Genomic DNA, 17,301 nt, shown 5'->3' with positions numbered 1-17,301 from the left:
CTTCGTCCGATGCGAAGCCGGCGCGGCCCGCCGACCGCGGCATCCGGCTCGAGCCCTTCAACAAATCGGAAGCGCTGTCGCTGGGCGTGGAGCTCGAGCTGCAGCTGGTGAACACCAACGACTACGACCTCGCGCCCTATGCCGAGGACATGCTGCGCCTGATGGCGCAGACGCCGCTGCCTGGCAGCGTGGTGCCCGAGATGACCTCGAGCATGATCGAGATCTCGACCGACATCTGCCATTCGGCGCAGGACGTGATCGACCAGCTCACGCCGATCCGCGACGCGCTGGTGAAGAGCGCCGACAAGCTCAACATCGCGGTGCTCGGCGGCGGCACGCATGCCTTCCAGCAGTGGCACGAGCAGCGCATCTACGATAAGCCGCGCTTTCGCGAGCTGTCGGAACTCTACGGCTACCTGAGCAAGCAGTTCACCATCTTCGGCCAGCACGTGCACATCGGCTGCCCCGATGCCGACGCCGCGCTGCTGATGCTGCACCGCATGTCGCGCTACATCCCGCACTTCATCGCGCTGTCGGCTTCCTCGCCCTATGTGCAGGGGCAGGACACGCAGTTCGACTCGGCCCGGCTCAACTCGGTGTTCGCGTTCCCGCTGTCGGGCCGCGCGCCCTTCACGCTCAGCTGGCGCGAATTCGAGAACTACTTCGAGCGCATGACCCGCACCGGCGTGGTCCGCAGCATGAAGGACTTCTACTGGGACATCCGGCCCAAGCCGGAGTTCGGCACCATCGAGATCCGCGTGTTCGACACGCCGCTGACGGTCGAGCGCGCGGCCGCGCTCGCGGGCTACGTGCAATCGCTGGGCGCCTGGTTCCTGCAGGAGCAGCCCTTCACGCCGACCGAGGACGACTACCTGGTCTACACCTACAACCGCTTCCAGGCCTGCCGTTTCGGGCTCGACGCGGTGTATGTCGACCCGGCCACCGGCCAGCACATGCCGCTGCGCGAGCACATCCTGATGACCATGACGCAGCTCGAGTGGCACAGCGAGGCGATCAATGCGAGTCGTTCGATCGCGCAGCTGCGCACCGACGTCGAGGCCGGCCAGAACGACGCGCGCTGGCTGCGCGAGAAGCAGTCGAAGGAAAAGCTGCTGGCCGAAGTGGTCCGGCAGGCCGCGCTGCGTTTCCGCAACCCGCCGAAGTGGCCATGATGGGCGAGTTCGACCTGATCGCGCGCTACTTCACGCGCCCGGCGCAGGGCCGTGCGGCCACCGGTGCCGCGGGCGCCGTGGTGCTCGGCGTGGGCGACGACTGCGCGCTGCTGCAGCCCGCGCCCGGCATGCAGCTGGCCGTGTCGACGGACATGCTGGTCGAGGGCCGGCACTTCCTCTCCACCGTCGACCCGGTGCGGCTCGGCCACAAGTCGCTGGCCGTGAACCTCAGCGACCTGGCGGCCTGCGGCGCCCGGCCGCTGGCCTTCACTCTGGCGCTGTCGCTGCCTTCGGTCGACGAGGGCTGGCTCGACGGCTTCTCGCGCGGCCTGTTCGCGCTGGCCGACGCACACGGCTGCGCGCTGGTGGGCGGCGACACCACGCGCGGCCCGCTCAACATCTGCATCACGGTCTTCGGCGAAGTGCCCCAGGGCGGCGCGCTGCTGCGCTCGGGCGCCAAGGCCGGCGACGACCTCTGGGTCAGCGGCACGCTGGGCGATGCGCGGCTGGCGCTCGAAGTCTTTCGCGGCACGCTCGAACTGCCGGCCGAACTGTTCGCGCTGGCGCGCGCACGCATGGAAACGCCCGCGCCCCGCGTGGCGCTGGGCCAGGCGCTGCGCGGCATCGCGAGCGCGGCCGCCGACGTGAGCGACGGCCTGCTGGGCGACCTGTCGCACATCCTGCGGGCCAGCGGCGTGGGCGCGGTGGTCGACGCCGATGCCGCGGCCGGCTGCATCGCGGCCCGGGCCCATCCGGCCTTCGATCCCGAGGTGCTGGGCGTGGGGATGCAACGCCTGTGCGCGCTCTCGGGCGGCGACGACTACGAGCTGGTGTTCACCGCACCGGCCGCGGCGCGCGAAGCCGTGGCCCAGGCCGGTCGCGTGAGCGCCACCGCGGTGACGCGCATCGGCCGCATCGAGGCCGCGCCCGGCGTGCGCATCGTCGATGCGGCGCGTGCGCCGGTCGAACAGCGCTTCACGTCATTCGATCACTTCGTCTGAGCGGTTGAAGCAGGCGGCTGCAGGCGCTTGAGCCGCACCGCGAGTTCGCGCTCCAGCTGCCGCTCGCCCTGCCTGTGCGCGGCGTCCAGCGCCTGCGCGAAGGCTTCGGCCGCCACCGCGGGCTCGCCCTGTTCCAGCGCGATCAACCCATGCAGACGGCCTGCCGCAGCGAAGCCCGGCTGGTGCACCAGCGCCTGTTCGACATGGCCGCGCGCGCGGGCCAGTTCGCCGCGCCGGTGGTAGGCCAGCGCCAGACCCATGCGCAGCAGCGCGTTGTCGGTGCCCCTGGCCAGCAGCCGTTCCAGGGCCTCCGGCACGGGGCCGCTCGCCTGCGGCGTCGTCATGCGGCCACGCCGAAGTGCAGCACGCCGAAGGCCGCGAGGATCCACAGCAGCAGCAGGAAGTGGGTCTGCTGCAGCGACTCCTGCCGGATCCAGTAGGCCGTCGCCAGGCCGCCCAGCAGCATCGCCATCACCGCGGCCGACAAGGCGGCCAGGCCGAGATCGAACCAGGGCAAGGCGGCCACGCGCGTGCCGTGCAAGGCCCACAGCGCGCAGCCGGTCCAGAGCGCGGCTGCGGCGACGAATTGCAGCGACACCACGCCGATCAAGCCCAGCCGGTGCAGCATCGGCGAGCGGATCGCGCGCCGGCGCAGGGGCGTGTCGATGGCCGGTGCCTCGGCCAGCGGCGCCATCGACAGCGTGCGGCCGACCGCGGCCGCGGCGCCCTGGAAGTCCTGGATGTTGTTGAGCACCGCGAGGCTGGCCCAGAGCGCGAGCCCCAGCGCCTGCGTGCCGGCGAACAGTGCGGTGGCATCGAGGGTCATGCGATGCCTCGCGTCGCGCGCCGGGCCAGCAGGGCGGCCGCCAGCGGCGCCAGCGCAAAGCTGGCGAACAGCCACAGCGCTGCCGACTGCGCGCCGGCCACGCCGCCGGGCGCGCTCAGCCCGGCCGCATTGGCCACCAGACCGGCGATGGCCGCGCCCACGGCCATGCCGTAGAGCTGCACCGTGGTGATCGAGGCCGAGGCAATACCCTCTTCGCCCTTGGGAGCGAGGGCCATCACGCGCGTCAGCAGGTGGGGCCAGCCGATGCCCACGCCCAGGCCGACGGCACTGAGCGCCAGCGCCATGATCGCCAGCGTCGGGCCGGCAGCCAGCGCGCCGCTCGTGGGCACGGCCCAGGCCAGCACGCCCAGGCCCAGCGCCGACAGCACCGGACCGATGCGCAGCAGACGGTCGGCCGCGGCCCCGTGTCGGCCTGAGGAGCCCAGCGAACCCACGCTCCAGCCCGCCGCCATCGCGGCCGTGAGATAGCCCGCGGCCAGCGGGCTGTGGCCCTGCAGCAGTTGCAGGAAATAGGGCACGAAGATCTCGGTGGTGGTGCCGACCAGCAGCAGCGCGATGGCCGCGTAGATCGCGCCCAGCGGCCGACCCAGCGCATAGGCGCCGGTGGGCAGCAGGCGCACCGTGGCGCGCCGGTCCCGGCGGCTGGCCAGCCAGCCCAGGGCCAGGCCGACCCCCACCGCAACGGCCTGCGCCACCAGCGAATCCAGCAGGCCGCCCGTGGCGATCGCCAGCACCGACAGCGCCAGCAGCGCGATCTGGGGCGCGGGCACGCGCGGCAGGGTGTCGGGCCGCTGATGCTGCACGCCGGCCCTGGGCGACAACTGCCAGCTCACCAGCAGCCCCTGCAGCACGGCCAGCGGCAGCAGCGCCCAGAAGGCCCAGCGCCAGTGGCCGGCCTGGGCGAACAGACCGCCCACCGCCGGGCCGCACAAGGTCGCGACGCCCCACATGCCCGAGACCAGCGCCACCGCGCGCGGCCACAGCCGCGGTTCGAACACGCGGCTGATCAGCGCATAGCTCAGGGCCGCGAGGATGCCGCCGCCCAGGCCCTGCACGGTGCGACCGGCCAGCAGCCAGGGCATGGACGTCGCCAGGGCGCAACCCGCCGAGCCTGCGGCGAACACCGCCAGCGCAGCCAGGCAGGCGCCGCGCGGGCCCAGCGCGGCCAGCAGGCGCACCGACAGGGACGCGCCGACGATCGAGCCGACCACGAACAGCGTGGTGCTCCATGCGTACCAGTCGAGCCCGCCGATCTCGCGCACCACCGAGGGCAGCACCGTGGTCACGATGTGCACGTTGACCGCGTGCAGCGCCACGCCGCCGGTCAGCGCGAGCGCGCGCCAGCCGTTGCGGCCGGTGAAGAGTTCGGACCAGCCGGCGGTGTGGTCGGCGGCGGAAGGGGCGGCGTCGGCCGCCGAAGCATGCGAAGTCATGAGCGATCGAGAAGCCGGGGCATGCCGGCGTTAATCCAAGTCAGACCTGGGATATTAGGCTTGCACCCTTAATTAAACAAGCTATTGCTTGCATTAATGGCGACGCAGCCCTGTGCACCCAAGATGCGCGACACTGCCGGGTGATGATGTCCACCGCACCCGAATCCGGCGCCCTGCCGCCCACCGCTTCTTCCGGCTCCGCGCCGCGCCCGCTCGCCACCTCGATGCGCCCGACCTTCCGCTTCATGCTCGCGCACCCGGCGCACCTCATCGCCCTGGGTTTCGGCTCGGGGCTGCCGCGCCGGGCGCCGGGCACCGTGGGCACGCTGTGGGCCTGGGTGGCCTTCCTCGTGATGCAGTTGTGGTTCTCGCCGGCCACCATCGGCTGGGTGATCCTCGCCTCGCTGCCGATCGGCTGGTGGGCCTGCACCGTGACCGCGCGCCACATGAACGTGTCCGACCCGGGCGCCATCGTGTGGGACGAAATCGTGGCCTTCTGGCTGATTCTCTGGCTGGTCACACCGGCCGGTTTCTGGGGCCAGCTCATCGCCTTCGGGCTGTTCCGCTTCTTCGACGCCGCCAAGCCCGGACCGGTGAGGTGGGCCGATGCGCTGTGCAAGCAGAAGACCGCCACGGCCGACACCATGCGCTGGAGCGTGGCCGGCTTCGGCATCATTTTCGACGACCTGGTGGCCGCCTTCTGCACGCTGGTGGTGATCGCGCTGTGGGCGCGCCTGGTGAATGTCGGCTGAGTCGGACATTGCATACTCGGCGCCCATGCACGACGCCTATTCCACCCTGCCCGCCCTCGCCGCCGAGGTCGCCACGCTGCTGCAGCGCCGCGGCTGGATGCTGGCCACGGCCGAAAGCTGCACCGGCGGGCTGATCGCCGCGGCCTGCACCGAACTCTCCGGCTCCAGCGCCTGGTTCGAACGCGGCTTCGTCACCTACTCCAATGCCGCCAAGCACGAATCGATCGGCGTCGACGCGGCGCTGATCGAGGCGCACGGCGCGGTCAGCGAACCCGTGGTGCGCGCGATGGCCGAGGGCGCCGTCGCCCATGCGCAGGCGCAGGTGTCGCTGGCCGTCACCGGCGTGGCCGGCCCGACCGGCGGCACGGCCGACAAGCCGGTGGGCACCGTGTGGTTCGGCTGGTCGGTCGACGGCGTGCTGCGCAGCGAGCGCCGCCGCTTCGACGGCGACCGCGCCGCCGTGCGCGGCGCTACCGCCCACCATGCCCTGCAGACGCTGGCCCTGCTCCTGGCCGACTCACCTTCTCCAGCATCTCCAGCACCATGACCACCACGCCCGAACAAACCATCCGCCGTTTCTACGACGCCTTCGCCCGGCTCGATGCCGACACCATGGCCGCCTGCTATGCGCCCGACGCGACCTTCAAGGACGAAGTGTTCGACCTGCGCGGCACGCGCGAGATCGGCGGCATGTGGAAGCTGCTGGGCAGCAGCACCAAGGCCAAGGGCGCGGACATCTGGAAGCTCACCTACCGCGACGTCAAGGCCGACGGCACCAAGGGCGAAGCCCATTGGGACGCGCACTACCGCTTCAGCGCCACCGGCCGCACCGTGGACAACGCCGTCGATGCGCGCTTCACCTTCACGCCCGAAGGCCTGATCGCCACGCACCGCGACAGCTTTTCCTTCTGGACCTGGGCCCGCCAGGCGCTGGGCCTGCCGGGCCTGCTGCTGGGCTGGTCGCCGAGCCTGCGCCGCAAGGTGCGCGGCACCGCGGCCGCCAACCTCAAGGCCTTCCTTGCCCGCAACCCCTGACTCCGAAAGATCGCACGCCATGGCCGACCTCCGCATCACCAACAACGCCGAACTGCACCGCTACGAGGCCTTTGCCGGCGACGCGCTGGCCGGCTACTGCGAGTACAACCTGCTGACCGACGCCATCATGTTCACGCACACCGAGGTGCTGCCCGAGAACGAAGGCAAGGGCGTGGGCTCGGCGCTCGCCAAGCACGTGCTCGACGCCGCGCGCAGCGAGGGCAAGCACGTGATCCCGGTGTGCCAGTTCATCGCCGGCTACATCCGCAAGCACCGCGACTACGCGGACCTGGTGCGGCCGGACATCCAGCGCGCCTTCAAGATCTGAGAACGCCGACGTGCCCTCGGGCGCTCACGCGCCGTGGCACTTCTTGAACTTCTTCCCGCTGCCGCAAGGGCACGGGTCGTTGCGTCCCGGCGTGGCTTCCTTGCGCATGGTCTCGACGCGCGGGCCCATGCTCTTCCAGAGCTGGCGCAGGTCGTAGACGGCCCAGATGGCCTCGCCGAATTCGTCGAGCCGGCGCTGGCTCACGCTGGGCGGCCCGTCCTCGCTGAACATCGAGAGCTCGGGCTTGCCGGTGTCGTCCTCGGTCAGCGCGACGATCGAATTGAGCGCGTCGTCGAGCATGCCGGCGGCTTCCTTGTCGCGCGGTGCGGCCCAGTCCTCGGGCCAGTTCTCGACCGCGAACATGAAGCCCAGCGCATAGACCTGGGCGAACGAGGGGATGGCCTCGCCGGCCACTTCCTCGCGCTCTTCCTCGGGCAGCGAGGCGATCGCGCCGCGGGTGTCGAGCACCTCGGGCTGGTAGCTGCGGTCGTCGTCGAGCGCCTCGACGTCGGCATCGAGCGCCTGCTCGACCTCGCGCCAGCGGCGCTTCCAGTGCCAGACGAATTCCATCTGCTGCGCGGCGACGAAGCTGTCGCCCAGCAGCACGGGCCAGTACTCCGACGGCGGGATGGCGCGGCGCGAGCAGACCAGCGCGGCGAGGAAGCCCTCGCAGAATTCCCACTGCGGGATCTCGTCGTCCTTCTCGCGCATCGCGTCGAGCAGGGTGTCGAGCAGGTCGAAATCTTCGGGGCCGAGCGCCTTTTCCGCGTTCGGGTTCACCGAGGTCGCAGGGGTGTCGTCGGAGGGCGGGGAAGCGGGGGTATCGGGTGTCGTGGTCATGAAAAGGCCGGATAGAGCCCTCTATGATGCAGCAGGCTCCCGGAGAGACACCATTTCATCCCCCACGTTTTCCTTCTTTCCGGCCCGCTACACCGCCTTTGCGCTGTGCGTGGCGGGCCTTGTCGCCAGTGTCGTCGCCTCCGTCCTGCTGCCGCAGGCATGGTTGGCCTGGCTCGCGCTGGCCGTGTTCGCCACGCTCGCCGGCGTCGGCGTGCACGACCTGCGCCAGGAGCGGCATGCGATTTTGCGCAACTACCCGGTGATCGGCCACCTGCGCTTCCTGCTGGAATTCATCCGGCCGGAGATGCGCCAGTACTTCATCGAGAGCGACAGCGAAGCCGCACCGTTCTCGCGCGCGCAACGTTCGCTGGTCTACCAGCGCGCCAAGGGCGAACCCGACAGCCGGCCTTTCGGCACGCAGCTCAACGTCACGCTTTCGGGCTACGAGTGGATCAACCATTCGATGCAGCCGACGCAACTGGTCGACCACGACTTCCGCATCGTGATCGGCGGCACGCCCAACCCGGCCACGCCCTCGGGCTTCACCTGCACCCAGCCTTACAGCGCCAGCGTGTTCAACATCTCGGCCATGAGTTTCGGCGCGCTGTCGGCCAACGCGATCCTCGCGCTCAACCAGGGCGCGAAGATGGGCGGCTTCGCGCACGACACCGGCGAGGGCTCGATCTCGCAGCACCACCGGGTGCACGGCGGCGACCTGATCTGGGAGATCGGCTCGGGCTATTTCGGCTGTCGCAACGACGATGGCAGCTTCAGCGAGGACCGCTTCATCGTCAACGCGCGCGATCCGCAGGTGAAGATGATCGAGATCAAGCTGAGCCAGGGCGCCAAGCCCGGCCACGGCGGCGTGCTGCCGGCGCCCAAGGTCACGGCCGAGATCGCGGCCGCGCGCGGCGTGCCGATCGGCATCGACTGCATCTCGCCCTCCTCGCACAGCGCCTTCTCCACGCCGATCGAGATGATGCATTTCATCGCCCGGCTGCGCGAGCTGTCGGGCGGCAAACCGACCGGCTTCAAGTTCTGCCTGGGCCACCCGTGGGAGTGGTTCGCGATCGTCAAGGCCATGCTCGAGACCGGCATCACGCCCGACTTCATCGTGGTCGACGGGGCCGAGGGCGGCACCGGCGCGGCGCCGGTGGAGTTCATCGACCATGTGGGCGCGCCGCTGCAGGAAGGCCTGCTGCTGGTGCACAACACGCTGGTGGGCGTGGGCCTGCGCAGCCGCGTCAAGGTCGGTTGCGCCGGCAAGGTGATCACCGCCTTCGACCTGGCACGCATGATGGCGCTGGGCGCCGACTGGTGCAACGCGGGCCGCGGCTTCATGCTCGCGCTGGGCTGCATCCAGGCGCAGAGCTGCCACACCGGCCACTGCCCGACCGGCGTCACCACCCAGGACCCGGTGCGCCAGCAGGCGCTGGTGGTGCCGGCCAAGGCCGACCGGGTGCGCAACTTCCATCGCAGCACGCTGCATGCGCTGCAGGAACTGGTGCAGGCCGCGGGCCTCGACCATCCGCAGCAGATCACCGCGCACCACATCGTGCGGCGCATCTCCGACACCGAAGTCCGCCTGCTGAGCAACCTCGTGATGCAAGTGCAGCCCGGCGCCCTGCTCGGGCCACTCGACCAGCAGCACACGGTGTTCCGCATGTACTGGCCGCTGGCCAGTGCGCGGAGCTTCCAGCCCATGGCCCAGGACATGCCTGAACCCCAAGACCAGGCCCTCGCCGCATGACCCCCCTGCAACGCGGCCGCGGCAGCACGTCGACGCGCGTGCAGATGCGCAAGGGCATGGCCTCCGCGCCGGCACCGCTCGGCCCCGCCACCGCCGACGTGCAGCACGACGGCTACGCCGATTTCCTGCACACCATGCTGCCCCGGCAAGCCGACACCGTCGCGAGCCACCGGCTCGGCCAGGAGCGCGTGTGGCTCAAGAAGGCCGGTCCGCGGCACGGCAAATGGGGCTACCGCGTGATGGCGCTGTTCGCCCATGCACTGCGGCTCGACATCATCAAGCCGGTGCCCAATCCGGGCGGCGAGGCGGCCGTCGCCATCGAGGCCCGGCGCCTGCGCGAACTGGGCGCGGCCGGGCTGCGCGTGCCCGTGGTGCTGGCGCAGGAAGCCGGCGGCCTGCTGCTGTCGGACCTGGGCCAGAGCCATGCCACCGTGACCGTGCAGGAACGCATCGAGCAGGCCGCCGCAGCCGGCCCGGCCTCGCTGTTGGCCGTGTGGCGCGAGGGGCTGGAAGCCATCGCCGCGGTGCATGCACGCGGCGTCTACCTGAGCCAGGCCTTCGACCGCAATCTGGTCCAGTGCCCCGATGGCGTGATCGGCTACATCGACTTCGAGGACGACCCGGGCGAGACCCTGGACCTGACCGATTGCCAGGTGCGCGACTGGCTCAGCTACCTGCACTCCACCGCGATGCTGGTGCGCGCCGCAGCGCCCCAGGCCGCGGGCGAGCAGTGGCACGCAGCGCAAGCCGGCGCCAGCGAGGCCGTGCGCGAGCGCATCGCCGAGGCCTCGCGCCGCATGCGCTGGCTGCGCAAGCTGCCCGCGAGCCGACGCTGGGGCCGCGACACACAACGTGTGCGCGCGCTGGCACGGCTGCTGGGGCGCTGGTACCCGGACGCCCCTCAGTAGCTGGGCCCGACCGCCACGCCCAGCGTGGCCAGCCGCTTGCGCATCACCAGCACCGCCTGGTCCTTGCTCAGCAGGCGCGCACGGTGCGCCACCGCGAGGTCGATGAAGATCTGGTCGTCCGGGTCCTTGCAGACGAAGCGCGCGCGCGGCGGCGTGTCGGCCACCACCTGCACCTGCGCATCGAAGGCGGCCAGCACGGCCTCGGGCGCGCGCGTATCCTTCGCGAGCCGCCGCACGATCAGCGGATAGCCCAGCACGCGCGCGAGTTCGACGCGCATCGCCGGCGTGGCCAGCCACTGCAGCAGGCCCGCGGCCAGCGCGGTGCGCAACGCGGCCCAGCGCGGGTCGTCGAACACCAGCAGGTCGAGCACGATGTTGGTGTCGATGACGATCGCAGCGCTGTCGGAAGAAGGATCGAGGGTCACGAGAACAGGGCCGGCTTGGCCACCATGAGATAGAAGATGCCCAGCATCGCCACGAAGGCCGGATAGCCCAGCCATTCCCAGTAGCGCGCATAGCGGGCGAAGCGCTCGGGCAGCGGCGTCCCATCGCGCGCGGCCGTCTGCGCCATCGCGGCCAGCCGCAACTGCAGCCACACCACGGGCAGCCAGCAGGCGCCGGCCACGACGAACAGCACCAGCGACAGCATCAGCCAGGGCGTGCTCAGCGGCAGGCCCGCGAGGTGCGCCATCGCGAGGCCGGTGGCCGGCTGCAGCACGATGGTGGGCGTGGTGAACCACCAGTCGGCCCGCACCACCAGCCGTGCCACCACGGCCTGCGCCGCCACGCTGCCGCTGCGGTTGGCGAAGAACATGTAGTAGGCCGAGCCGAAGCCGGTGCCGACCAGCACCACGCTCGACAGGATGTGCACCCACTTGAGGGTCAGGTAGAGGCTCATGTTCGTTGGCTCGAAAGCAGCCACAGCGCCGCGGCGATGGGCAGGTTCTTGGTCAGCGGCCCGAGCGGATGCAGCCACAGCGCGGGCAGCAACGCCGTCGCGACCACGGTCATGCCGAGCATCGCGGCCAGCGCGGCGAGGTACACGGCGCGCGTCGGTCGCAGCCACAGCAGCAGGCCCAGCACCGCATCGACCGCCGCGCCGCCGAGGATCAGGCCGCGCCGCAACGCCGGGTCGTCGAGGCCGGCCGCGACCAGCAGCGCGGTGCTCTGGCCGTTCAGCTCCCAGACGCTGGCCACCGCGGTCGCGAGCCACACGAAGACCAGGCTGAAGCGCAGCCACGACATGTCACGAGACGCCGCGTTCACGACCAGACGTCCGATGCGGTCTCGACGCGCAGATCGGTCACCATGCCCCAGCGCGCGAACTCGGGCGCGAAGTCGGCCAGCGCCAACAGGCCGCTGCTCGTGAATGCGCCCACGGGGGCGGGCTCGCCGCGCGCCCAGCGGCGGGCCAGCAGGATCGCGGCCATGCAGGGGATCTCGGGGCCGTGGTCGTCGTCGGCCGCGATGTGCCAGGCCACGCGGGCCGGCTGGCCTGCCGCGTCGAGGCCCTGTACGCGCACGACCATGCCGCCCAGCGCGGAGCCGAGGAAATCGATGGTGCCCGCGGCCGTGTTGAGCCATTTCGCCCAGCGCGCGGGATCGGGCAGCAGGCCGGCGCCGCGCAGCGCCGCCAGCGTGGCGAAGGCGCGCTGCGCGAAGCCCAGCTCGAGCGCGGCGCGGAACATCACGCGCTGCGACACGCCATAGCGCGCCGGAAAGAGTTCGAGGTCGGGGATGTCGCACAGCGCACCCAGCCGCGGACGCAGCCGCTCGAAGCGCACGCGCGCAGGCCGGGCCCAGCCGCGCTGCATCTGCCAGCGGCCGTCGTCCCAGACCGCGATCGGCGCGCCGCAGTAGCCCAGCACCGCCGCCATCGTGGCCTCGCCGCGCGGTGCGGTCTGGGCCGGCGCGATGCAGGTGTCGATCACGTCGATGCGCTGCCAGCCGCGCGCGAGTTCGTCCACCACGGCCGAGGACAGCGCGGGCACCGTGCTCGCGCCGCAGACGGCGCTGCGGCCGGCGGCGCGAAAGCGCGCATCGAGTGCAGCAGGAAAATCGCAGACGAAGCGGCGCCCGTCCGAGAGATCGATGTAGTGCGCACCGGCCGCCGCGGCCGCCTGGGCCACGCCGTAGCCCTGCACCTGGAACGGCCCGGCCGTGTGGATCAGCAGCCCGATGCCGAGCCGGCGCAACTGCGCGGCGAAGTCGGCGGCCGACAGGTCGATGGCGATGCCGACGGCACCGTGCCCGACCTCGGCCGCCAACGCCTCGGCGCGCCGCAGGTCGCGGCCGCCGATGCACAGCGCGATGGCGGGATCGCCGGCCAGCGCGCGCACGATGCGCGCACCGAAATTGCCGTAGCCGCCCAGGACCAGGGTCTTCACGAAGCGCCGGCCCAGCGGCCGCCGCTCAAGAACGCGCTCAACGCTCGATCGTGAGTGCGACGCCCATGCCGCCGCCGATGCACAGCGAGGCGATGCCCTTCTTGGCGTTCTGGCGCTTCATCTCGTGCAGCAGCGTCACGAGGATGCGGCAGCCGGACGCGCCGATCGGATGGCCGATGGCGATCGCGCCGCCGTTGACGTTGACCTTGCTCACGTCCCAGCCCATCTCGCGGTTCACCGCGCAGGCCTGGGCCGCGAAGGCTTCGTTGATTTCGAGCACGTCGAGGTCGGCGGCCTTCCAGCCCGCGCGCTCCAGCGCCTTCTTCGATGCGCCCACCGGGCCCATGCCCATGATCGCGGGGTCGAGGCCCACGGTGGCGTAGCTCGCGATGCGGCCCAGCGGCGTCAGGCCCAGTGCGGCGGCCTTCTTGGCCGTCATCACCATCACGGCGGCGGCGCCGTCGTTGAGGCCCGAGGCGTTGCCGGCCGTCACGCCGCCGGCCTTGTCGAAGGCGGGGCGCAGTGCGGCCAGGCCTTCGGCGCTCGACTTGCGGTTGATGAACTCGTCCTGGTCGAAGACGATCGCGTCGCCCTTCTTCTGCGGGATGGTGACGGCCGTGATCTCGTCCTTGAACTTGCCGGCGTCCTGCGCGGCCGCGGCCTTGGTCTGGCTGCCCAGCGCGAGTTCGTCCTGCGATGCGCGGTCGATGTTGTATTGCTTGGCCACGTTCTCGGCCGTGATGCCCATGTGGTACTGGTTGTAGACGTCCCACAGGCCGTCGACGATCATGGTGTCGACCAGCTTCCAGTCGCCCATGCGCTGGCCGTTGCGCGAATTCGGCAGCACGTGCGGCGCCAGGCTCATGTTCTCCTGGCCGCCCGCGATCACGATCTCGCTGTCGCCCGTGGCCACGGCCTGCGCCGCGAGCATCACGGCCTTCAGGCCCGAACCGCAGACCGCATTGATGGTCAGGCCCGGCGTGGCCTTGGTCAGGCCGCCCTTGAGCAAGGCCTGGCGCGCCGGGTTCTGGCCCGCGCCCGCGGCCAGCACCTGGCCCATGATGACTTCGCCGATCTCCTCGGGCGAGCGGCCGGCACGCGCCAGCACTTCCTTGATCACGATGGCGCCGAGGTCGGTGGCGGCGATGCCGGCCAGCGAGCCGCCGAACTTGCCGACGGCCGTGCGTGCGGCTGAAACGATGACGATGTCTTCCATGATGGATGCTCCGTTGCTTTGGGCTTGAATAGAAAAAGGAAAAGGATGTTCAGGCGCGGGCCTTGACGTAGCGTCCCGGCGCCGGTTCGCTCGCGGCATAGCTGCGGCCCTTGCCGTAGGCCTTGGGTGCCGCGATCTGCTTGCCGGCATGGCCCTTGAGCCATTGCGACCAGTCGGTCCACCAGCTGCCCGGATGCTCGACCGCGCCGGCCAGCCAGTCCGACTGCGCCTGCGGCAGCTTGCCGTCTTCGCGGATCCAGTGGCTGCGTTTCTTCTTGGCCGGCGGGTTGATCACGCCGGCGATGTGGCCCGAGGCGCCCATCACGAAGCGCTTCTTGCCGGTCAGCAGCTGGGTCGAGGCGTAGGCGCCGCCGATGGGCACGATGTGGTCCTCGCGCGAGCCGTAGATGTAGGCCGGAATGTCGATGCGGCCCAGGTCGATCTTCTCGCCGCAGACGGTCAGCGCATCGGGCTGGGCCAGCTTGTTCTCGAGGTAGGTGTTGCGCAGGTACCAGGCATAGAACGGGCCCGGCAGGTTGGTCGCGTCGCTGTTCCAGTAGAGCAGGTCGAAGGGCGGCGGGGTCTCGCCCTTGAGGTAGTTGCCCACCACGTAGTTCCACACCAGGTCGTTGGGGCGCAGGAAGCTGAAGGTCGACGCCAGGTCCATGCCCGGCAGCACGCCGCCCTGCCCCATCTGCGCTTCGCGCAGCTTCACCATCGCCTCGTCGATGAAGATGTCGAGGATGCCGGTGTCCTGGAAGTCGAGCAGCGTGGTCAGCAGCGTGACCGAGGCCGCCGGCTTCTCGCCGCGCGCGGCCAGCACGGCCAGCGCGGTGCCCAGGATCGTGCCGCCGACGCAGAAGCCCAGCGCGTTGATCTTCGCGTCCTTGCCCTGGCCGCCGATCTCCTGCACCACGTGGATGGCCTTGATGGCCGCGTCCTCGATGTAGCGGTCCCAGGTGAACTCGCGCATCGACTCGTCGGGGTTGCGCCAGCTCACGACGAACACGCGATGGCCCTGCTCGACCGCATAGCGGATCAGCGAGTTCTCGGGTTGCAGGTCGAGGATGTAGAACTTGTTGATGCAGGGAGGCACCAGCAGGAAGGGCCGCTCGTGGACCTTGGCCGTGAGCGGCTTGTATTCGAGCAGCTGGAACAGCTCGTTCTCGAACACGACCGCGCCCTCGGTGGTCGCGACGTTGCGACCCACCTCGAAGGCGCTCTCGTCGGTCATGCTCAGGTGGCCCTGCTGGATGTCGTGGACCAGGTTCTGCACGCCCTTGGCGATGCTTTCGCCACGGCTTTCCAGCGCCTTCTGCTGGGCCTCGGCATTGAAGGCCAGCGAGTTGCTGGGCGAGGACGCCGCCAGCCATTGCTCGATGGCGAAGCGCAGGCGGGCACGCGTCTTGGCATCGGACTCGACCGCATCGGCCATGCCGAGCAGCGTGCGTGCATTGAGCAGGTAGACCGCGGCGGCGAAGGCCGACAACGGGTTGTGGGTCCAGGCCTCGCCGGCGAAGCGCTTGTCGGCGGCCGGCTGGGCGGTGAGTCCCTGGCGCCAGAGCGTGCCGGCTTCGGCCACGTACTGTTCCTGGATCGCCTTGAGCTTGTCGGCGGCGAAGGTGAAGCGCGGTATCTCGGGTGCGGCACCCGGTGTGCCCATCGACTGGAAGGACGTCAGGGCCTTCTGCCAGCCTTGGGTCAGTGCTTCCTGGAACGGGGTGAAGGCATCGGAGGATGCGGCCTGCTGCTTCATGGGTTCTCCTGGTTCCTGGACTGCTTTTGAATTTGAGTATCCTGCATTCGATGGGCCGCCACAACGCGACGCCCCCTTCATTTCAGCTTTCTCCTTCCCTCATTCGCACCCCATGTCCCTCTACCTCGTGATCATCGCCTGGCTCTACGTCACCGTGATGATGGCCGTGGCCGAAGCCACCAACACGAACGGCACGGTGCTCGGCGCCATCTTCACCTTTCTACTCTATGGCCTGCTGCCACTCTCCCTGGTGGTTTACCTGATGAGCACGCCCGCGCGGCGCCGCGTGCTGAAGGAAAAGGAGGCTGCGGCACAGGAGGCGGCGCGCCGTGCGGCCGCGGACAAGGCCGCGGCTGCCGCGGCATCAACCACGCCAGATGCAGGCGGCGAAACGCCCGCTGACACCGTCGCGCCGGTGCGAGAAAAACCGTAACGGATTGCGCACCGTGCACCAGGCCTCGCTGCCGTCGTTGCCGTAGATCCCGGCAATGCCCGCGGCTTGCAGCCGCTGACGCGCGAGCGCTGGCAGATCGGCCCACCACTTGCCGGCGGTGCCGGTCGGGTGAAAGCACTGCGCAGCCTCGGCCGACCGGGCCTCGAAGGCGGCCTTGACCTCGTCGCCGACCTCGAAGGCCCGGGGTCCGATGCAGGGGCCGAGCCAGGCGATGGGCCGCTCGCCTTCGAAACGGTCGACGGTGCGCTCGAGCACGCCCGCGGCCAGGCCGCGCCAGCCCGCATGCGCGGCCGCCACGCGCCGGCCCTGCAGGTCGGTGAACAGCACCGGCAGGCAGTCGGCCACCATCATCGTGCAGGCCAGGCCCTGGTGCGTCGTGGTGCAGGCATCGGCCACCGCCCCGTCGGGCGTGTCGGCCTGCAGCGCCAGCACGTCGGCGCCATGGACTTGCTGAAGGAACACAGCCTGCGCACCGATGGCCGCGCGCAGTTGCGCCCGGTTGGCCGCGACGTGCGCCGGGTCATCGCCCACGTGGTCGCCGAGGTTCAGGCCGCGCCAGGCGCCCTGCGAGACGCCGCCGGCACGCGTGGTGCACACGGCATGCACGCCCGCCGGCGCGGGCCAGTCGGGCTGCAGCCAGTCCACCGCTGGCGTCATGACTCAGCGTCGGGGCAACGGGAAGGTTGAGCCCGTTGAAAGGCATCGAGCTGCATCGCCGCTTCATACGCCGCCATCGTGCGCGGCAGGCCGCTCAGGTCGGCATCGAAACGCTGGGCGTTGAAGATCTGGGGCACCAGGCAGCAGTCGGCCAGCGTGGGCGTGTGGCCGTAGCAGTAGAGGCTCGCGGGCAGGCGCGCCAGCTGCCGCTCGAAAGCCTCCAGCCCTTCGCGCACCCAGTGGCGGTACCAGGCGTTCTTGGCGGCCTCGTCGACCTTGAGCTCGCGCACCAGGTACTTGAGCACGCGCAGGTTGTTGATGGGGTGGATCTCGCAGGCGATCATCTGCGCCAGCGCACGCACGCGTTGGCGGCCGACCGGGTCGTGCGGCAGCAGCGGCGGCTCGGGGTGCAGTTCGTCGAGGTATTCGATGATCGCCATCGACTGCGAGAACAGCTCGCCGCCCGCCGACGCGTCTTCTTCCAGCACCGGCACCAGCATGTCGGCCGACAGCGTGTTGAACGGCGCCTGCAGGTTCTCGCCGCGCGCGATGTGCACCGGCACGTAGTCGTAGGCCAGGCCCTTGAGGTTCAGCGCGATGCGCACGCGGTACGAGGAGGAGGAGCGAAAGTAGTTGTGCAGCTTCATCATGCATCGAGCATATCGCGGCCCCTGCGCGCCGAGGGCTCGGCCCACGGGATCCGGGGCCTATCACGCCCCGATGACGAAGCGCGGCGCATGCCCCCTCGCTGCACGGGTTTACCCT

At 70.4% G+C, this 17,301-nt stretch carries 21 protein-coding genes; 9 read left to right on the top strand and 12 right to left on the bottom strand.

Going from position 1 to position 17,301, the window contains the following annotated elements:
- Positions 1–41 precede the first annotated feature (41 nt).
- Positions 42–1,172 (top strand): YbdK family carboxylate-amine ligase, encoded by a 1,131-nt coding sequence (locus ACSFBC_RS09990; RefSeq protein ID WP_435510635.1) that lies wholly within the window; start codon positions 42–44, stop codon positions 1,170–1,172.
- Positions 1,172–2,173 (top strand): thiamine-phosphate kinase, encoded by a 1,002-nt coding sequence (gene thiL, locus ACSFBC_RS09985; RefSeq protein WP_435510634.1) that lies wholly within the window; start codon positions 1,172–1,174, stop codon positions 2,171–2,173. The genes ACSFBC_RS09990 and thiL overlap by 1 nt, the downstream gene beginning before the upstream one ends.
- On the opposite strand, the gene ACSFBC_RS09980 is transcribed toward thiL, so the two are convergent.
- From ACSFBC_RS09980 to ACSFBC_RS09970, 3 genes are read right to left on the bottom strand one after another with little or no spacing between them, the layout of a single operon-like run.
- Positions 2,161–2,517: a tetratricopeptide repeat protein gene (locus tag ACSFBC_RS09980; RefSeq protein WP_435510169.1), complete on the bottom strand. Its 357-nt coding sequence runs from the start codon at positions 2,515–2,517 to the stop codon at positions 2,161–2,163. The genes thiL and ACSFBC_RS09980 overlap by 13 nt on opposite strands.
- Entirely contained in the window at positions 2,514–2,999 is a 486-nt protein-coding gene (locus tag ACSFBC_RS09975) for a DUF2165 family protein (RefSeq protein ID WP_435510168.1), read from the bottom strand. Before ACSFBC_RS09975 ends, ACSFBC_RS09980 begins: the two co-directional genes overlap by 4 nt.
- Positions 2,996–4,453: an MFS transporter gene (locus tag ACSFBC_RS09970; protein ID WP_435510167.1), complete on the bottom strand. Its 1,458-nt coding sequence runs from the start codon at positions 4,451–4,453 to the stop codon at positions 2,996–2,998. The genes ACSFBC_RS09975 and ACSFBC_RS09970 overlap by 4 nt, the downstream gene beginning before the upstream one ends.
- Positions 4,454–4,599: 146 nt before the next feature.
- Between ACSFBC_RS09970 and ACSFBC_RS09965 the strand changes: the two genes are divergently transcribed.
- Genes ACSFBC_RS09965 through ACSFBC_RS09950 form a run of 4 tightly spaced genes read left to right on the top strand, consistent with a single transcriptional unit; the run spans position 4,600 to position 6,568 of the window.
- Complete coding sequence (locus tag ACSFBC_RS09965) at positions 4,600–5,205, top strand: phosphatidylglycerophosphatase A family protein (protein WP_435510633.1); 606 nt, start codon at positions 4,600–4,602, stop codon at positions 5,203–5,205.
- A 25-nt stretch (positions 5,206–5,230) separates the two neighbouring features.
- On the top strand, positions 5,231–5,752 hold the full coding sequence (locus ACSFBC_RS09960; RefSeq protein ID WP_435510166.1) for a CinA family protein: 522 nt from the start codon (positions 5,231–5,233) through the stop codon (positions 5,750–5,752).
- Positions 5,749–6,240, top strand: coding sequence for a nuclear transport factor 2 family protein (locus ACSFBC_RS09955; protein WP_435510165.1), 492 nt, complete (start codon positions 5,749–5,751; stop codon positions 6,238–6,240). The genes ACSFBC_RS09960 and ACSFBC_RS09955 overlap by 4 nt, the downstream gene beginning before the upstream one ends.
- A 19-nt stretch (positions 6,241–6,259) precedes the next feature.
- A complete protein-coding gene (locus ACSFBC_RS09950; protein WP_435510164.1) occupies positions 6,260–6,568 on the top strand; it encodes a GNAT family N-acetyltransferase in 309 nt (102 codons plus the stop codon).
- 24 nt (positions 6,569–6,592) lie between these two features.
- Here the strand turns inward: ACSFBC_RS09950 and ACSFBC_RS09945 are convergent, their stop codons facing one another.
- A complete protein-coding gene (locus ACSFBC_RS09945; RefSeq protein ID WP_435510163.1) occupies positions 6,593–7,408 on the bottom strand; it encodes a UPF0149 family protein in 816 nt (271 codons plus the stop codon).
- On the opposite strand from ACSFBC_RS09945, the gene ACSFBC_RS09940 reads away from it, so the two are divergent.
- Both ACSFBC_RS09940 and ACSFBC_RS09935 read left to right on the top strand, forming a co-directional pair.
- On the top strand, positions 7,407–9,158 hold the full coding sequence (locus ACSFBC_RS09940) for an FMN-binding glutamate synthase family protein (RefSeq protein WP_435510162.1): 1,752 nt from the start codon (positions 7,407–7,409) through the stop codon (positions 9,156–9,158). The two genes, ACSFBC_RS09945 and ACSFBC_RS09940, sit on opposite strands and share 2 nt — an antisense overlap.
- On the top strand, positions 9,155–10,066 hold the full coding sequence (locus tag ACSFBC_RS09935; RefSeq protein ID WP_435510161.1) for a BUD32 family EKC/KEOPS complex subunit: 912 nt from the start codon (positions 9,155–9,157) through the stop codon (positions 10,064–10,066). Before ACSFBC_RS09940 ends, ACSFBC_RS09935 begins: the two co-directional genes overlap by 4 nt.
- Here ACSFBC_RS09935 and ACSFBC_RS09930 read toward each other — a convergent pair.
- From ACSFBC_RS09930 to phaC, 6 genes are read right to left on the bottom strand one after another with little or no spacing between them, the layout of a single operon-like run.
- On the bottom strand, positions 10,060–10,491 hold the full coding sequence (locus ACSFBC_RS09930; RefSeq protein WP_435510160.1) for a putative toxin-antitoxin system toxin component, PIN family: 432 nt from the start codon (positions 10,489–10,491) through the stop codon (positions 10,060–10,062). The genes ACSFBC_RS09935 and ACSFBC_RS09930 overlap by 7 nt on opposite strands.
- Complete coding sequence (locus tag ACSFBC_RS09925) at positions 10,488–10,964, bottom strand: DUF2269 family protein (protein WP_435510159.1); 477 nt, start codon at positions 10,962–10,964, stop codon at positions 10,488–10,490. The genes ACSFBC_RS09930 and ACSFBC_RS09925 overlap by 4 nt, the downstream gene beginning before the upstream one ends.
- On the bottom strand, positions 10,961–11,311 hold the full coding sequence (locus ACSFBC_RS09920) for a DoxX-like family protein (protein WP_435510158.1): 351 nt from the start codon (positions 11,309–11,311) through the stop codon (positions 10,961–10,963). The genes ACSFBC_RS09925 and ACSFBC_RS09920 overlap by 4 nt, the downstream gene beginning before the upstream one ends.
- A 17-nt stretch (positions 11,312–11,328) precedes the next feature.
- Positions 11,329–12,453 (bottom strand): saccharopine dehydrogenase family protein, encoded by a 1,125-nt coding sequence (locus ACSFBC_RS09915; protein WP_435510157.1) that lies wholly within the window; start codon positions 12,451–12,453, stop codon positions 11,329–11,331.
- A gap of 37 nt (positions 12,454–12,490) precedes the next feature.
- Positions 12,491–13,669 carry an acetyl-CoA C-acetyltransferase gene (locus ACSFBC_RS09910; RefSeq protein ID WP_435510156.1) on the bottom strand — a complete coding sequence of 393 codons (1,179 nt, stop codon included), beginning with the start codon at positions 13,667–13,669 and terminating at the stop codon, positions 12,491–12,493.
- A 49-nt stretch (positions 13,670–13,718) separates the two neighbouring features.
- Entirely contained in the window at positions 13,719–15,425 is a 1,707-nt protein-coding gene (phaC, locus tag ACSFBC_RS09905; RefSeq protein WP_435510155.1) for a class I poly(R)-hydroxyalkanoic acid synthase, read from the bottom strand.
- Positions 15,426–15,537: 112 nt separating this feature from the next.
- Here phaC and ACSFBC_RS09900 point away from each other — a divergent pair, with 112 nt between their 5' ends.
- Positions 15,538–15,858: a hypothetical protein gene (locus tag ACSFBC_RS09900; protein WP_435510154.1), complete on the top strand. Its 321-nt coding sequence runs from the start codon at positions 15,538–15,540 to the stop codon at positions 15,856–15,858.
- Here ACSFBC_RS09900 and pgeF read toward each other — a convergent pair.
- Together pgeF and maiA are read right to left on the bottom strand one after the other, a co-directional pair.
- Entirely contained in the window at positions 15,790–16,536 is a 747-nt protein-coding gene (gene pgeF / locus ACSFBC_RS09895) for a peptidoglycan editing factor PgeF (RefSeq protein WP_435510153.1), read from the bottom strand. The two genes, ACSFBC_RS09900 and pgeF, sit on opposite strands and share 69 nt — an antisense overlap.
- On the bottom strand, positions 16,533–17,183 hold the full coding sequence (gene maiA, locus ACSFBC_RS09890) for a maleylacetoacetate isomerase (protein ID WP_435510632.1): 651 nt from the start codon (positions 17,181–17,183) through the stop codon (positions 16,533–16,535). Before maiA ends, pgeF begins: the two co-directional genes overlap by 4 nt.
- Positions 17,184–17,301 lie beyond the last annotated feature (118 nt).

It is taken from the genome of Variovorax frigidus (assembly GCF_051216515.1).
Taxonomy (GTDB): Bacteria; Pseudomonadota; Gammaproteobacteria; order Burkholderiales; family Burkholderiaceae_C; genus Variovorax.
The sequence above is the reverse complement of the archived record's forward strand: the minus strand, read 5'-3'. Positions and strand labels throughout refer to the sequence as shown.

Bases quoted from the DNA above. Each gene is read 5' to 3' on its own strand.
- thiL (WP_435510634.1), top strand. From the start codon at position 1,172: ATGGGCGAGTTCGACCTGATCGCGCGCTACTTCACGCGCCCGGCGCAG.
- ACSFBC_RS09980 (WP_435510169.1), bottom strand. From the start codon at position 2,517: ATGACGACGCCGCAGGCGAGCGGCCCCGTGCCGGAGGCCCTGGAACGG.
- ACSFBC_RS09975 (WP_435510168.1), bottom strand. From the start codon at position 2,999: ATGACCCTCGATGCCACCGCACTGTTCGCCGGCACGCAGGCGCTGGGG.
- ACSFBC_RS09970 (WP_435510167.1), bottom strand. From the start codon at position 4,453: ATGACTTCGCATGCTTCGGCGGCCGACGCCGCCCCTTCCGCCGCCGAC.
- ACSFBC_RS09965 (WP_435510633.1), top strand. From the start codon at position 4,600: ATGTCCACCGCACCCGAATCCGGCGCCCTGCCGCCCACCGCTTCTTCC.
- ACSFBC_RS09960 (WP_435510166.1), top strand. From the start codon at position 5,231: ATGCACGACGCCTATTCCACCCTGCCCGCCCTCGCCGCCGAGGTCGCC.
- ACSFBC_RS09955 (WP_435510165.1), top strand. From the start codon at position 5,749: ATGACCACCACGCCCGAACAAACCATCCGCCGTTTCTACGACGCCTTC.
- ACSFBC_RS09950 (WP_435510164.1), top strand. From the start codon at position 6,260: ATGGCCGACCTCCGCATCACCAACAACGCCGAACTGCACCGCTACGAG.
- ACSFBC_RS09940 (WP_435510162.1), top strand. From the start codon at position 7,407: ATGAAAAGGCCGGATAGAGCCCTCTATGATGCAGCAGGCTCCCGGAGA.
- ACSFBC_RS09945 (WP_435510163.1), bottom strand. From the start codon at position 7,408: ATGACCACGACACCCGATACCCCCGCTTCCCCGCCCTCCGACGACACC.
- ACSFBC_RS09935 (WP_435510161.1), top strand. From the start codon at position 9,155: ATGACCCCCCTGCAACGCGGCCGCGGCAGCACGTCGACGCGCGTGCAG.
- ACSFBC_RS09925 (WP_435510159.1), bottom strand. From the start codon at position 10,964: ATGAGCCTCTACCTGACCCTCAAGTGGGTGCACATCCTGTCGAGCGTG.
- ACSFBC_RS09920 (WP_435510158.1), bottom strand. From the start codon at position 11,311: ATGTCGTGGCTGCGCTTCAGCCTGGTCTTCGTGTGGCTCGCGACCGCG.
- ACSFBC_RS09910 (WP_435510156.1), bottom strand. From the start codon at position 13,669: ATGGAAGACATCGTCATCGTTTCAGCCGCACGCACGGCCGTCGGCAAG.
- phaC (WP_435510155.1), bottom strand. From the start codon at position 15,425: ATGAAGCAGCAGGCCGCATCCTCCGATGCCTTCACCCCGTTCCAGGAA.
- ACSFBC_RS09900 (WP_435510154.1), top strand. From the start codon at position 15,538: ATGTCCCTCTACCTCGTGATCATCGCCTGGCTCTACGTCACCGTGATG.
- pgeF (WP_435510153.1), bottom strand. From the start codon at position 16,536: ATGACGCCAGCGGTGGACTGGCTGCAGCCCGACTGGCCCGCGCCGGCG.
- maiA (WP_435510632.1), bottom strand. From the start codon at position 17,183: ATGAAGCTGCACAACTACTTTCGCTCCTCCTCCTCGTACCGCGTGCGC.